Origin of the sequence: Pectinatus haikarae (assembly GCF_015732185.1) — a bacterium.
Classification (GTDB): domain Bacteria; phylum Bacillota; class Negativicutes; order Selenomonadales; family Selenomonadaceae; genus Pectinatus; species Pectinatus haikarae.
Map to the genome: position 1 here is coordinate 68,166 of NZ_WIQM01000001.1, position 15,785 is coordinate 83,950.

General features: G+C 38.4%; 14 protein-coding genes. 11 read left to right on the plus strand and 3 right to left on the minus strand.

Annotated elements, in window-relative coordinates; genetic code table 11:
• Positions 1-9: 9 nt before the first annotated feature.
• The 6 genes from I6758_RS00345 to I6758_RS00370 all read left to right on the plus strand — a co-directional run bounded on the left by I6758_RS00345 (position 10) and on the right by I6758_RS00370 (position 7,596).
• Positions 10-492: a PTS sugar transporter subunit IIA gene (locus I6758_RS00345; protein WP_196603227.1), complete on the plus strand. Its 483-nt coding sequence runs from the start codon at positions 10-12 to the stop codon at positions 490-492.
• A gap of 75 nt (positions 493-567) precedes the next feature.
• Entirely contained in the window at positions 568-1,596 is a 1,029-nt protein-coding gene (locus I6758_RS00350; protein ID WP_196603316.1) for a 2-hydroxyacid dehydrogenase, read from the plus strand.
• A gap of 13 nt (positions 1,597-1,609) precedes the next feature.
• Entirely contained in the window at positions 1,610-2,494 is an 885-nt protein-coding gene (locus I6758_RS00355; RefSeq protein ID WP_196603228.1) for a class II fructose-bisphosphate aldolase, read from the plus strand.
• Positions 2,495-2,530: 36 nt separating this feature from the next.
• On the plus strand, positions 2,531-3,571 hold the full coding sequence (locus I6758_RS00360; protein WP_196603229.1) for a 2-hydroxyacid dehydrogenase: 1,041 nt from the start codon (positions 2,531-2,533) through the stop codon (positions 3,569-3,571).
• Between the two features lie 315 nt (positions 3,572-3,886).
• The gene (locus tag I6758_RS00365; protein ID WP_330998001.1) at positions 3,887-6,760 is read left to right on the plus strand and encodes a sigma 54-interacting transcriptional regulator; all 2,874 of its coding nucleotides are present in this window, start codon (positions 3,887-3,889) and stop codon (positions 6,758-6,760) included.
• 35 nt (positions 6,761-6,795) lie between these two features.
• Positions 6,796-7,596, plus strand: a complete 801-nt coding sequence (locus I6758_RS00370; protein ID WP_196603230.1) for a Cof-type HAD-IIB family hydrolase — start codon at positions 6,796-6,798, stop codon at positions 7,594-7,596.
• A 47-nt stretch (positions 7,597-7,643) separates the two neighbouring features.
• On the opposite strand, the gene I6758_RS00375 is transcribed toward I6758_RS00370, so the two are convergent.
• Positions 7,644-8,933: a M18 family aminopeptidase gene (locus I6758_RS00375; protein ID WP_196603231.1), complete on the minus strand. Its 1,290-nt coding sequence runs from the start codon at positions 8,931-8,933 to the stop codon at positions 7,644-7,646.
• An 85-nt stretch (positions 8,934-9,018) separates the two neighbouring features.
• Positions 9,019-9,567, minus strand: a complete 549-nt coding sequence (locus tag I6758_RS00380) for a PadR family transcriptional regulator (RefSeq protein WP_196603232.1) — start codon at positions 9,565-9,567, stop codon at positions 9,019-9,021.
• 101 nt (positions 9,568-9,668) lie between these two features.
• Between I6758_RS00380 and I6758_RS00385 the strand changes: the two genes are divergently transcribed.
• The 5 genes from I6758_RS00385 to alsE all read left to right on the plus strand — a co-directional run bounded on the left by I6758_RS00385 (position 9,669) and on the right by alsE (position 13,568).
• On the plus strand, positions 9,669-10,199 hold the full coding sequence (locus tag I6758_RS00385) for a phenolic acid decarboxylase (protein ID WP_231038433.1): 531 nt from the start codon (positions 9,669-9,671) through the stop codon (positions 10,197-10,199).
• A gap of 497 nt (positions 10,200-10,696) precedes the next feature.
• On the plus strand, positions 10,697-11,164 hold the full coding sequence (locus I6758_RS00390) for a PTS sugar transporter subunit IIA (RefSeq protein ID WP_196603234.1): 468 nt from the start codon (positions 10,697-10,699) through the stop codon (positions 11,162-11,164).
• Between the two features lie 20 nt (positions 11,165-11,184).
• Positions 11,185-11,496 (plus strand): PTS fructose transporter subunit IIB, encoded by a 312-nt coding sequence (locus I6758_RS00395; RefSeq protein WP_196603235.1) that lies wholly within the window; start codon positions 11,185-11,187, stop codon positions 11,494-11,496.
• A gap of 51 nt (positions 11,497-11,547) precedes the next feature.
• Positions 11,548-12,651 (plus strand): PTS fructose transporter subunit IIC, encoded by a 1,104-nt coding sequence (locus I6758_RS00400; protein ID WP_196603236.1) that lies wholly within the window; start codon positions 11,548-11,550, stop codon positions 12,649-12,651.
• A gap of 224 nt (positions 12,652-12,875) precedes the next feature.
• A complete protein-coding gene (gene alsE, locus I6758_RS00405; protein ID WP_231038434.1) occupies positions 12,876-13,568 on the plus strand; it encodes a D-allulose 6-phosphate 3-epimerase in 693 nt (230 codons plus the stop codon).
• Positions 13,569-13,627: 59 nt separating this feature from the next.
• Here alsE and I6758_RS00410 read toward each other — a convergent pair whose 3' ends face one another.
• Positions 13,628-15,562 (minus strand): BglG family transcription antiterminator, encoded by a 1,935-nt coding sequence (locus I6758_RS00410; protein ID WP_196603237.1) that lies wholly within the window; start codon positions 15,560-15,562, stop codon positions 13,628-13,630.
• Between the last annotated feature and the right edge of the window lie 223 nt (positions 15,563-15,785).

The following is a 15,785-nucleotide window of genomic DNA, read 5'->3' on the forward strand; positions in this document are numbered from 1 at the left end:
ATGGGGAATATGGGTAGTGCAAACGAAACAGAACATACATTTTATGATGCAGCAATATTAAGTGAGGCGAAAACAAAGAGGGATGTTATATCTTTTCTGGCTAAGGATCTGTTTGAAAAGGGATATGTAAACGAAGACTATTGCAAGGCCACACTGGAACGAGAAGACAATTATCCTACTGGTCTTGCTACTAAACCGATAGGTATCGCAGTCCCGCATTCCAATCCGGAAAATGTTCTGAAAGAAGCGATCGTTGTAGCCATTATCCCCAAAGCGGTAAAGTTTGCGGAAATGGGCAACAATGCTTCCCTGATAGACGTTGGTATAGTATTCATGCTAGCGCTGAAGGGAGAAAACAATCATCTGAATTATTTAAAAAACATTGTTAATTACTTTAAACAGCAGGAAAATGTTCTCAGCTTTCATGCACTGAGATCGAAAACACAAATGAAGTCTATATTGCTGCAGGATATACTGAAAGTACAGCAATAAGGCATAATGCATTTGCGGGAGGAAAATCTGTCCGCCTGCATCAGCAGCTTATTAGCGGAAAGGAATTTGCTTAAAATGAAAGTTATCGGCATAGGAGATTTACTGATACCTTCACAGTATATAGAAAAAGGCTTTTCCATTTTCAGGGACAGTGGTGCTGAGCTTTCCGTCGTCGATTGGCAGCTTAAGAATCAGGAAGAATTGCAAAATATAAATCTGCAGATAGAGCAGTACGGCAGCGAAGCTTATTCAGTGCAGGATGAGCTCTTGGAACAGATAAAATATGCGGATATTCTCATTACGCAGTTTTGTCCTATTAATAAAAAAGTAATGGATGCCTGTGCAAATCTCAAGGCAATAGGCATTCTGCGCGGCGGCTGCGAAAATGTCAATCTGGAAGCGGCATACGAAAAAAATATACTTGTATATAATACGCCGGGCCGAAATTCTTCGGCAGTGGCAGACTTCACTGTAGGGATGCTCATTGCTGAATGCCGCAATATTGCCAGAAGCCATGCCAATTTGAAAGAAGACAAATGGGTGCGTGAGTATACCAATAAGGAATATATACCGGATCTGGAAGGCAGGACAGCAGGTATCATAGGTCTCGGGACAATAGGAAGGAAAGTTGCAAAGCGTTTGCAGGCTTTTGGTATGAAGATATTGGGATATGACCCTTTTTCAACGGAGCTTCCTGAATATATAAAAACTGACAGCTTGGAGAATACAGTAAGAAATGCGGATTTCCTTTTGCTGCACAGTCGTATGACGGCAGATACGAAGCATATGATAAATGCAGAAATATTGAAGTTAATGAAACCTGCGGCATATCTCATAAATACAGCCCGATCCGGTTTGGTAGACGAAAAAGCCCTGTATGAGGTTTTGGACAAACGGAAGATAGCGGGAGCTGCTCTGGATGTTTTTGATGAAGAGCCTCTGCCCTGCGGTTACGCACTGGCGGCTCTGCCTAATGTCACAATAACACCTCATTTGGCGGGAAGTACGACAGATGCGTTTTTGCATTCACCATATCTACTGGCTCAAGAAATGGCACCTTTTCTCTCAGGAGATGCCACATCTAAATATATTATAAACAAATAATGGAGGAATATTTATGTCACTGGTAAGTTTAAAGGAAATTCTCAATGATGCCCGCAAGAATAAATATGCTGTGGGAGCATTTGATGTAAGCAACCTTGAGATGGCAATTGCGGTGGTGGAAGTGGCCGAAGAAAAAAAATCCCCTGTTATTTTGATGGGATTATGCCTGGACCTGCAGGGTGACAGATTGGATTATTGGATTTACAGCCTGCGAAAAATAGCGCAGAAAGCAGCTGTTCCGGTGTGCATACATTTAGATCATGCTACTGATGTAGAATTCATCAAAAAATGTGTAAATGCAGGATTTTCATCAGTAATGATTGATGGTTCGATGCTTCCGCTGCAGGAAAATATTGAGAAAACCAAATATGTTGTTGATTATGCTCATAAATTTAATGTCAGCGTTGAAGCTGAATTGGGACATGTGGGCGACGGGATAGTGGGAAACAGCGAAATCGGCGCACCCAAAAAGGATACATTTGATAAACCAGAAGATTCACTGACTCGGCCGGATGAACTTAAGCATTTTATTGATTCTACCGGAGTCGATTGTATAGCAGTCGCTGTCGGAACAGCACATGGTATATATGTATATGAACCTAAAATTCATTTTGACAGATTGAAGACGTTAAATGAAATATCCGCGGTACCTATGGTGATGCACGGTGGTTCAGGCACACCGGCTGATTTGATAAAAAAATCGGTGCAGAATGGGATATGCAAGCTGAATATATTTTCAGAAATGCTAACAGCCTTTTACGGTACAATGAAGGATGAGCTCAACAGTGCAAAACATCTGGCTATCTGGCCTCATAATGCCAATGAAAAACCTTTGGCGGCTTTGAAAGAAGTGGTCGCTGCGAAGATTGATCTGGTTGGTTCTGAAAATAGAGCATGAATGTATAAGCAATAAAATAATCTGGGAGAGATAAAAATGGCAAAAACAAAAATTCTCTGTGTGGCAGACGGCGGTATCACAAAAAATCTTATGGAACAAATGCATGAATTGGAAAAATATGATGCAGAAGTAACAATAATAGAGGACAAGGACATGTATGCGATGGGACCGATAACCGATCGTATGCTTTTAATAGAACACGGTGGTGTTGATGCGGCGCCAATTTGTCAGGAACTGCTTGAAAATTGCGCAGATAAGGATATTCTCGTAGTACATGTGGCTTCTATAAATAAAGAAATAATAAATGCCTGTAAAAATTTGAAGGTTGCAGCCGTATTGCGCGGTGGTTACGAAAATGCGGATATTGCGGCTTTGACAGAAAAAAATATAAAACTCATAAATGCTCCCTGGCGCAGTGCAAATGCAGTCGCCGATTTTACAGTAGGTATGATGATAGCGGAAAATAAAAATATCGCCCGCAGCCATAAACTTATATTCGAAGGCAAGTGGTGTAAAAAATATGCAAATCAAGAATATATACATGATATGCGTACGATGACGGCAGGTATTGTCGGTTTTGGTTATATAGGTCAGAGAGTAGCAGAAAGGCTGCAGGGATTTGGTACAAAAGTCATTGTGTACGATCCTTATATTGATAAGAGTAAGTTTGCCGGCACTGATGTAAAGTTTGTGGAACTTGATGAATTACTGGCATCGGCAGATTTCGTAAGTGTACACTTACGTCTTTCAGAAAAAACACAGCATTTCATAGGGACTGACGAACTGGCAAAAATGAAAGAGACAGCGTATCTCATTAATACAGCCAGATCAGGACTTGTAGATACTGATGCATTAGTAAACGCACTAAAAAACAAGACTATAGGCGGAGCAGCAATAGATGTTTATGATGAAGAACCGCTGCCCAAGGATCATCCTTATCTGCAGCTGGATAATATCACGCTTACCTCTCATCTGGCAGGTACATCGTGTGACACTATGCGGAATTCCGTTGAAATTGGCGTAGAGGATCTCAAGTTATACCTGACTGGAAAGAAAATGCTCAATGTACGTAATTGATTGACATTGCACCGCGGGCAGATTGACTGTGACGTCAGCTGCCCGGCAGTGAAAACTGCAAGAGTTGCCGCCCGCAACATAACCCCCATTTTTAATTGAGTAACTGAGTGAAAAGACAAGGCGTATCAGTCAATAATATACTGCCTTGTCTTTTCTGCTAAATAAATTTGTATATTGTGTACTTTTTTTACCGGCTGCTGTAATATTATATAGCTTAGTTCTATTTTTATGGGCACTGAAAAATAACAATAAAATTATTTAAAAGGCATATAACAGAAAAATAGGAATAATAAATTAATAAAAAGGAGGTATATTGTGACTGATAATTTGAGAGATAAACTGGCAGCTATGATCAATACCGAAAATAAAAAAAATCCGCTTACGGATGAACAGCTGGCAGAACAGCTGGATGTTCTGCGAGAAACAGTCACAGGAATAAGAAAAGAGCTTGATATACCAAATTCACGTACAAGAAAAAAAGAAATTGTCAAAGCGGCTGTAAGTAAAATAAAAGAAAAAGACCCTGATATAAGTATAGGAAATCTTGTCAGCGGACTGGAAAAAGAAGGAATCTGCATATCAAGGACATATATAAATGATCTTATGAATGAAGAAAAAAATGGCAGTGTTGAGGAACAAGATAATAGTGAAAAGAAAAAAGAAAATGATATTTTTTCAAAATTGATAGGCTATAATGGGAGTCTGCTAAAAAATATTAAACAGGGACAGGCGGCTATTTTATATCCGCCTTTTGGACTGCCCACGCTCATTATCGGTGAAAGCGGCACAGGAAAAACATTATTTGCCGAATATATGTATAAATATGCTGTTAAACAAAGGGTTTTAAAGAATGACGCGCCATTCATACTGCTCAATTGTGCAGATTATAGTGACAATCCGCAGCTGTTGGTATCTATATTGTATGGTTATCAAAAAGGCGCATTTACAGGGGCTGATAAGGATACAGAGGGACTTGTGGAAAAAGCTGATAATGGTATGCTTTTTCTGGATGAAATACATCGTCTTCCACCGAAAGGGCAGGAAATGCTGTTTTCCATTTTGGACAGAGGAAAGTTCAGGCGTTTGGGAGACATAAATACTGAAAGGACAGTGCATATATATTTTATAGGGGCGACCACAGAAAATATAGAGTCATCGCTTTTACTGACATTCAGGAGAAGAATACCGATGCTTATCGAACTGCCCCGCTTGGAGGATCGATCTCTGAATGAAAAAGTGAAATTGATACACGGTTTTTTTCAGCAGGAAGCTAACAGAACAAATTATAAAATTCTGGTCAATGCAAAAATTATGGAAGCATTTGCTTTTAAAAAATATTCGGGAAATATTGGACAGCTGAAAAGTGAAATACAGGTGACATGTGCGAATGCATATGTAGATAAAATAAATAATAAAAGAGAAGAAATATATATAGGTTTCAATGAAATTTTATATCAAAAATTTTTTTATGACATAGATACTCAGAAAAATAATATGAGATTCAACGATGCTTTGTTTATACCGAACAGTGATGAAGCCGAGGATTCGCTGCTGATGGTAAAAAATCAATATTCTCTGCCGGAAGATATATATGAAACTATAGAAAATAAGTATTATGAACTTAAAAATGCCAGTATTTCTGCGGATAAAACAGAAGAAATAATATGGAATTTCTTGTTGAGTTATTTTGATAAAATACGGCTTGATGCCCAGAATAGGAATATATCTTCGCTTGACGAACTCAAATACCTTTTAGACGGTTCAATAATTCAGCTGTTAAAAGAGTTTGTGACTTTAATGAGAGCTGACCGGCCTGAAAGGCAGATAAACGAAAAGGTATTGATATATTTGGCAATACATTTGGAGGAAGCTGTAAAGCGAATAAAATTCAAGCAAGAAATAATGAATCCTAATCTCCTTTATATTAAAGCAAATTTTGCTGACGAATTTAAATTGGCCGGACAGCTGGCACAAAAACTGTCAGAAAAGAAAAAGATAGAGATACCGGAAGGCGAGATAGGATTTATTGCCATTTATATACATGAATTGATGAAGCCTCCTGCCAAAAAAAACCGCATTGCTATTATCACCATTTCACACGGAAAAGTGGCTACCGAGATGGTCAGTGTAGTGAAGAAAATGCTCAGTGTGGACTTCCCGATAGCAATAGATATGCCCCTTGATATAAATCCTGTAAAAATCTTTGAGCAGGTCGTCGAATTGGCAAAATCTCTCAGTGCAGAGGAGGGAATACTATTTTTTGTCGACATGGGATCGCTGGTCAGTATAGGTGAAATTGTACACAGCAGGACCGGTATGCAGACACGAACTATTGATAGAGTAGATCTTGTTTCTGTTCTGGAAGCGGTACGCAAAGCGGATGCTTCCGATGAATCATTGGATAATATATATTATGATATCATAAACTCGAAACATAATTATTCTTTAGTGACAGTGGAAAACTCTGATAAACCGCCGGCTCTTATATGCATGTGCCTGACAGGGCATGGAGTAGCCTTGAAAATAAAGGATATACTGATCAAATATTATGTGGGCGTAAAAATAATTCCTCTGAGTATAATGGATGATAATGTAAAGGCAAAAATAGATAATTTGCGCCAGCAGTATAACCTTCTGGCCATTGTCGGGACCATCAATCCCAAAATCGAAGGATTGAATTTTATACCTTATGACAACAATTTCACCAAAGATAAACGAATGTTTCTCGATTATCTGCTGAAGGAAAATGGCGGAGGTATAGCACATACGATGATCAGAGAAGAGCTTGTTCTTGTTGGCTTGGAATGTGCAGACAAGAAAGAAGTAATCGAAACAATGGGAAAACTTTTGTGCAATGGGGGATTTGTGAAATTTGAATATATAAATTCAGTGCTTGGGCGCGAGGATATGAACAGTACTTATTTCAGAAACTGCGTAGCGCTGCCGCATGGACTGCCGTCATTTGTGAATAAATCAGTTATAATTTTTGCCAGACTGAAAAAAGCAATACCTTGGGACAAAAATGGCAATGAGGCACAGCTGATATGTATGCCTGCGGTAAAGAGTGAAGATGTGGCTGCAATAAATAATCTTTTCAAGATTCTTAAACAGAAAGAAAAAGTTGAAAAACTGATATCCGCACAACAACAGACGGAGTTCGTTGAAATAATCAGGAGCGCCTATGAATAACAAGATTTTCGAATAGAAGCAAACAGGAGTAATATATGGACATAAAATTGATCGTCAGCGATTTGGACGGGACTCTTTTGAACAGCAAAAAATTAGTCAGCGGAACAAGTATAGAAATTATGGAAGAAGCCGCAGAGAAAGATGTAGATGTATCAATAGCTACGGGACGGATGCATACCTGTGCAGCATTTTTCGGCAGGATAATTAACAGCAGAGTACCGGTTATATCATGCAACGGCGGCATGATACGCACTGCTGATACAAATGAGCTGGTTTATGAGAAATATATAGATGATGCTGTAGCTGAAGAGATTTTGGCTTTCCTTTTTGAAAATGGAGTATATTGCAGCTGGTATATAGGTGTGGAAAATTTTGTACCGTATTTTTCGTGGAAAATGTTTCCTGACTATACTACGGTCAAAACACTCGATTTTATAGAAACAGGTAAGAATTATAAAAAATATGCCCATAAAGTAACACAATTTATACTGCGGGACAATAAAAAACTGCAAGCTGATATATTGAAGAGAATGGATGCTAAATTCGGCAGATATGTGTCATTTCAGCAAAATACAGGATATACCATTGATATTACGCCTCAAAATACTAATAAAGCGACAGGATTGAAGCTGCTGGCAGAATATCTGCACCTCAGACGGGAAGAGATAATGGTACTGGGGGACGGTGATAATGATCTGCCGATGTTTGCTTATGCAGGCACGTCTGTTGCTATGGCAAATGCGAAGGAACAAGTCAAAAAAAGAGCAACATTTGTGACAGCCGATTGTGACAGCGATGGAGTGTCTGATGCAATAAGAAAAGTATTGAATATATAAAAATATACCTGCTGCAATAATTGATTTTATACTGCGGCAGGTATATTTTATGCTGAAAAAAACGTCTGAATTAATTTTTCGATAGCAGGCTGATCGTTTATGCCCATAATCTCACGTGCAGAGTGCATAGCGAGTATGGGGATGCCGATGTCAAGGGTGCGCATCGGCATATTCGCTGACAATATAGAACCAAGTGTAGAGCCACCCCTCATATCAGACCGGTTGACAAACATTTGATAGGGAATGTCATGCTGGCAGCATAACTCTTTAATGATCCCAACTGCCTCAGCATCACCCGCATAAGATTGATTGGCCGCAATTTTTATAACAGGGCCTTTATTTAAAAGCGGAAGATTTGTAGGATCGTTTTTTTCGGGATTATTTGGATGCAGTGCATGAGCAACATCGGCAGAAAGAAGGAAACCGCCGGCAATATCGGCAAAATAATTTTCAGTTGAAAAACCAAGATTTTTATAAATACGTTCAATAACCTGCGGCATAAGCAAAGAACCGGCTCCCTGCTTTGTACGGCTGCCTACTTCTTCATTATCAAAGAGAGCTGCTATATTTATGCCATCTGGTCTATTGCTTTCAGTAAGAGCTTTTATGCACGCTCTCACTGAAGTGAGGTTATCAAGGCGCGGTGAAGAAATGAATTCATTGTCAAATCCGCATACACAGCCGGATTCGGCGGGATATACCGTTAATTCATAGGAGAGGATTTCCTTTTTTGGACAGTCCATCTTTTTAGCAAGCATTTCCAGAAAAAAATCATCGGATAATTTGTCGCAAGAAGTCATTCCTGCCAAAGGCAGCATGTCTTTCTGCGGATTTAAACTATTTCCTTCATTTATTTTTCTGTTCATATGAATGGCAAGATTAGGGATGGTCAGCATAGGTCTTTTAAAATCCAGCAGATCTATATGAGGCTTGAAAGGTGTTTCACCTTTGCGTACGATCTTACCGGCAATGGATAATGGTCTGTCCAGCCATGTATTCAGGATCATGCCGCCATAAATTTCAATATTGAGCTTATTATAACCATTTTTTGATATTGATGCTTGTGGCTTGATGCGCAGACACGGAAAATCGGTATGCGCTACGGCTGCTCTGATACTGTGCAGCGGATGTTCATTGATACAAAAAGCGACCAGTGCAGAGCTGTATATACGCAGATAATATTTGCCGCCTTTTTTCAAATGCCAGGTATTTGTAGGTGATAGCTCTGTAAAGCCCATATTATCAAGGCGAGCAGCAGCTGCTGCAACTGCATGAAAGGGAGAGGCAGATTCAGCGATAAATTTAAGCAAAGCATCAGTTGTTTCAGGAATAGTCATGATAACCGCCTTTATAAATTAAAAGTAAAATTTCCAAAAATAAAAAATATATATAAATAGTTGTTTATGCTCTGGGGCAGAAGGATCAATTATTTTTCAGAGATCTGTATTCATCTTTGAGCCATTTTAATTGGGTGTTTTCCCGCAAAATCGCTTTTTTTAAAATAAGGTAATGTCCAAAATTTTGTTCTTGATTTTCTCTTGAAGAGAAAAGTTCTCCCATCCTTGCAGACAGATAATCAAATTTTTTTTGATGACGCAATATTTCTTCAGAGAAAAGATTTTTTATACGCTGATCATGTCTATGGTCTATAAAATATAATTTTAGAGTAAAATCGTCACGTGTCGGCTGTATTTCATCCAGTGGATCTGAAAGCCATTTATCCAAAGCATCTATACCGGCTGATTTAATCATATAGTAAGTTTTTTCAAGTTTTTTACCGGAAATTTCCATTCTGGAGGTGATAAGATGTTCTTCTTCCAGTTTCTTTAATTCTGGATATATCTGACTGTGCTTAGAATTCCAGAAATCGCCTATTTCACAGCTGAATAATTTTTTGATATCATAGCCAGTTAGATCGTGTTGACGCAGTAACCCCAGGATTACATATTTCAAAGTATTTTTTTTTGCCATATAGAGCCGTCCTTGACATTTATTTTCTTTAAGTATATCATAATATTCATATTTGATAACATGTAAATATTTACATGATTTAATTAAAAAGGATGAGGAAAATGATTTTTAAGGATTTAAGTGATTTTTTGGGTACACATTTTATTTATACCTATGATAATGGATGGGAATATGAATGGTATGCCAAAAATTCTCACACTGTAGATTATCGCATTCATGGTGGTATGGTCGCGGGGCGCTGGGTGACTGATCAGGAAGCACATATCGTAAAATTAACCGACGGAGTTTTTAAAGTGACATGGACAGAACCTACGGGAACAGATGTTGCACTTGATTTCATGCCGAATGAAAATAAAATGCACGGAGTTATTTTCTTCCCTAAATGGGTTGAGGAGCATCCGGAAATTACCGTATGCTATCAAAATGAGCATATAAATTTAATGGAGGAAGCGCGTGCAAAATATGATAATTATCCCAAATATCTCGTACCTGAATTTGCAAAGATAACATATATTGGAAAAGCAGGATTGGATAATGAGGAAGTTATTTCTGAAGCGCCATATAAAGGAATGACCGATGATATCAGAGCTGGAAAATATTTTAATGGTGATTATAAACGCATTGGCAAATAAAATCATGTGATTAAATTTAAATTTTTATGATTTATATATTTGACTAAATCACTATGATATGTTATTATTTATTTGATAATGAATATCATTCCTTTCTAACTCTCCAATAATATATGTATTGTATTATCCACTACACTCCACCAACTATTGCGGTTGGTGGTTCTTTTTTTCTAAAAATGTAAGTATTTTTTATAGACGAATCAGTACACAATACAGCTTTCGACAGATTGAATTCATTCAATAACTGCCGCATATGCACAGCATCATAACAGGACTGTGCAATATGCAGGATATATAAATTTTCTCCGGTCACTTATATTATCTTTGAAATAAGGTTCATAAAATATGTCTGTTTCAGTGGACAGAATAAAATAACCATTGCAACGGACATATCATAGAGAGCACGATAAAATACGGATGCTATAATACCAATATAGAAATTAAATTTGCAAATTTAAGATTTTTATATTGAATTACCAGAGAAGGGACGGTGTAATATGGAAGAATTTTTTCAGGCTCAGGACATTATAGATCCTAAAACAGTTCTTGTTCATTTAGAAGCGCACAATAAAAAAGAAGCTTTGCAGAAAATGGCAGAAGCACTAAGGAAAACGGGATATCTTAAAGATACGGAAAAATATCTAAAGGATGTTTATTTGAGAGAATCAAAAGGAGCGACAGGAATCGGTGGATATATTGCAATTCCTCACGGCAAAAGCTCAGCTGTACAAAAAATCGGAGTAGCCGTTGCAACACTCGATGAAGAAATTGAATGGGAAACGCTGGATGAACATGGTGTGCGTGGCATTGTCCTGTTTGCTGTAGGAGATGATGATGAAGCCGCACAGGATCATCTGAAGCTGCTTGCCTTATTTGCCCGTAAACTGGGGAGAGAATCTGTAGTAACAGCGTTACTGAATGCAGATACTGCGCAAGATGTACAAGCTGCATTTTCGGATAATTAGATTGATTGGGAGGAGTTATTATGAATATAGTCGGGATTTCAGCGTGCACTGTAGGGATTGCACACACATATATTGCACAGGAAAAAATTGAAGCGGCAGCAAAAAAGGCCGGAGACAATGTCAAAATAGAAACACAAGGAACTATTGGTATCGAGAATGCACTGACTGATGAGGATATTGCTCAGGCGGATATCGTTATTTTGGCAGTTGATGTCAAGATTTCAGGCGAAGAAAGATTTGCAGGAAAAAAAGTTATTAAGGTAAGCACACAGACAGCTATCAAATCACCAAATAAACTTATTGAAAAATTACATGAACTGGGCAGGCAATAGTTTCTTCATCAAAATATTTTATGTGATAAAAACGAATAGGGGGTACTGTTTATGAATATAAAAGAGATTTGGAAAGCGGCAAATCCAAAAGGTCATCTGCTGACCGCTATCTCATTTCTGATTCCGATTGTCTGCGGGGCGGGTTTTATTATTGCTATCGGAATGGCGCTTGGTGGTACAGCTCAAAATGCTTTGGTCCCGGGAAATTTTGATCTTTGGCAGGCTTTGGCCACTATGGGCGGAAAGGCACTGGGGCTTTTACCTGTTGTCATTGCATGCGGGATTTCCGGATCAATTGCCGGTAAGCCCGGTATTGCACCGGGGTTTGTCGTGGGTTTGGCAGCTAATTCTATCAGCGCCGGCTTTATAGGCGGCATGATCGGTGGTTATCTTTCAGGATATATTGCTCTTGCTATCATAAAAAATGTAAAAGTTCCCAGTTGGGCAAGGGGATTAATGCCCACATTAATTGTTCCTTTTTTCGCATCTATCAGCAGCGGATTGATTATGATCTATATTATCGGAACACCAATTGGAATATTTACTGATGGCTTGACATCATTTTTGAGAAGTATGAGTACATCCTCCAATCTGATCGTTGGTGCAATTATCGGGGCATTGTGCATAGTTGATTTTGGCGGACCGATCAATAAAACTTGTTTCGCATTTGTTTTGACTCTTCAGGCACAGGGTGTAAATGAACCGATCACTGCACTTCAGCTGGTCAATACAGCAACACCTATAGGTTTTGGTTTTGCCTACTTTGTCGGTAAACTTCTGCGGAAAAATATCTACAATGATAAAGAGGTTGAAACGCTGAAATCTGCTGTTCCAATGGGAATAGTCAATATTGTTGAGGGGTCTATTCCTATTGTCATGAATGATATTATCCGTGGCATTGCAGCAGCAGCAATCGGCGGAGCAGCCGGTGGTGCGGTAACAATGGTTTACGGTGCAGATGCTACGGTCCCTTTTGGCGGAGTATTGATGCTTCCTACAATGTCACACCCAATGGCAGGCATTATGGCATTACTGGTCAATATTTTTGTAACCGGAGTTGTATATGCGGTCATAAAGAAAAATGTGTCGTGTGAAGTTATTGAAGATGATGAAGAGGAAGAAGATATAAATTTGGATGATATTAAGATTAACTGATACCTTGATCATATTCTTTTCTTTAATTTTTAAAATAGTTGGATATAATTATTAATAATCATCATAGTATTCAGTAATAACTGAAAAAATCATATGCACAAGTTTACATCAGCCGACTTTGATGGCTGAGAATGCATAAAAAAGACAATTCAGCATCAAGATGCTGTGCAATAAATTAAATTATCTTGGAAGATATATGTTTTTAAAGAAAGGAATTTATAAATATGAGCGAGCATATTAATATTTCACCATCGTTGATGACAATGGATCTCGATCAGTTCAAAGAGCAGATCACTTTCTTGAATGATCGTGTGGATTCATTTCATATAGATATAATGGACGGACATTTTGTACCAAACCTAAGTCTGTCACCGTGGTTCATTGAGCAGACACGCAAGCTGAGCTATAAAGAAATGTCAGCACATTTAATGGTAACAGATCCTACATTCTGGGTACAACAACTTATAAATATTAAGTGCGAAGTTATCTGTATGCCAGCAGAAAACCTGACTGGAATAGCCTTTCGGCTGATTGATCAGATACATGCGGCTGGTTTGAAAGCCGGTGTGGTATTGAATCCGGAAACATCAGTCTGCGATATAATGTCATATATTGATATTCTTGATAAGATAACGATTATGACAGTAGATCCGGGATTTGCCGGCCAGAGATTTCTTGGAAGTATGTTGGATAAAATAACCGAATTGCGTAAGCTTAGAGAAGAACATGGATATCATTACTGCATTGAAATGGATGGGTCAACAAATAAGGCACATTGGAAAATGATCCATGATGCGAAGCCGGATATTTATATCATTGGGAGAAGCGGGCTTTTCAATTTGGCGGATAATATTGAGGATTCCTGGAATCTTATGATTGCTGAGTTTGAAGAGGCCACAGGCAGAAAATTTGCCTGAATTTTGAGGTCCCCATTTTACTTAACCCCCTGACTGCCGTACGGCAGTCAGGGGGTTTGTCATTGATCTGCGAAAAGTAGCTGACGTAATTGTTTTTTGGAAGAGATATTTTGCATACGCTCCACAATATCATCATTTGCTAACTTTTTCATTAGTTGATGCAGGAAAGTGATATTTTCCGCTGTGGGAAGATCGGGAAGAATGATCATAAACAAAATGCGGATATTATTGCCGTCGGCATCCCAGCGAAACGGTTCAGGAAGGAGACTTATCGCGAAAAAGGCTTTGGGAAGATGAGGCAATTGAGCATGTGCTAAGGCAATGCCGGGTGCGATGCAGGTATCACCAAGCTGTTCTCGTTCTTTCAATCCGGCAAGAATGTCAGTTTCATATTCGGTGATTTTGGACGGAGCATATTTCAAAAGCTGACGGAACAAGCCGGATTTGTCTGCAGCAACGGATGTAAATTCGATGATTGGGATTTTTTCAATAGCGCTATTGCCTGTTTTAGGCTTTTGGCGCAGGATATCCAAGGCCTGCCGAACATTTTGTTTGTCGCGCTCAATAAATAATGTATTGACCAGAATAGCAGGAACGGGCCATTCTGTTGATAATTTTACAGTGGTGAGTATGAGATCGACATCCTGTTCGGTCAAATATTCCGGTGTGATAGAACGCGTCGGTGCTGTTCCTACCACATAAATTTCCGGGAAAAAACGTTTTACTTTTATTCGTAATAGTTCTGATGTTCCCATTCCGGTAGTGCAGATTAATAAAGCTCTGACCTGATGTGGATGCTGTTCAATGTAACGGGCAAAATAAAGTGTAATGAAAGATGCTTCATCATTATCTACAGCTGGCAGACGAAATTTATTCGGCAGATAATCTGATATTTGACGGATGGTCTGATAAACAGATCCATATTCTTGGCGAATATCGTCAAATAACGGATTTTTGACTGTCAGTCCTGAACGCATGCGATTGAGCATAGGACTGATATGGCTGGCCAATTCTGCTGTGATAAATTCATGATGAACGGGGATACCTGATCTTCGGGAGAATTCCTGGACATAAAAATTAGTAATCTGCTGTACTTCAGTCTGAACAGGGGTATTTAGATTACCGCTTATTTCTGATTCCATTCGGGACCCCGCAAGATAATTACAAATGTTGGTCGTTTCTGATCGGGGCAGCTTTTTGCAAATATAACCTTCAATGTTTTCTTTTACCTTTTGGGCAAGTGTATAATAAATATCCTGACTCAGATCAATTCCTGCGTCAGATTTTGATTGATCAAAGTCGCCTTTTCTTGCCCGGCAAATCAGTATATAGAGATGGGATAATAAGTTTACATTGTACGGGGCAGGTATGATGCTGTCAATTTCTTTTTCAATAAGCTCTATTTGGCGAATTATAAACCGCAGATCGCTTTTATCAAACTCAACGGAAACATTTTTTAAGTCATTAAAATTAATCAAATTCAATTTTGTCAGCAATTGAATCAATGCTTTGCGTATATGATGCTCAGGACCTGCAATGGAGAGCCGATTATTGTTCTTTTGCAGAGTCAGACCATACTTTATCAGCCCCTGATTGATAGTGTCCTCGTCAGTATAAATGGCTGACGGACTAAGATAATAACGGCTGAAAAGTTCTGATTCCTTCAGTGACAGCGGTGCATGAAAAAGCAATTCTTTCATAATATGCAGCCGCCGTTCGACCGGTGAAAAATTGTAATGTATGCTTTTTTTCTTATCTGTATTTAGATTATGATTATAGTGACTCTCGAGATAAGCTTCATAATTTAAACGAATACCCTTTCCTTTTTCGGCATCAATGAGATTGGTGTTCGATTGCTGATTGATTTGCTTAATTAGCCGATAAACAGTTTTCGATGACAAAAATATTTCTTTGGCTAAATTCGCCACTGTCACGAATGATGACTGTTGCAGAAGGTAGTATATGATAAATTCTTCACGTTCTTTGGATTTCATAATTCCGCCTCATAAAATTTGATGTTTCTTACTTAGATGAATTTATTAAAAGTAGGTGAACATCTGTTTAACTTTAAATTAATATATTATAAATTATATACGTATGCATTCATATCAGTCAATGTACGATCTGATACGGTCAAGAAAAACAGGTTTTTATTTTCAAATGATTGCTCAGAGCTGTTCAAAAGTATTATAATCGTTTTATAATATTTTTAAGAAA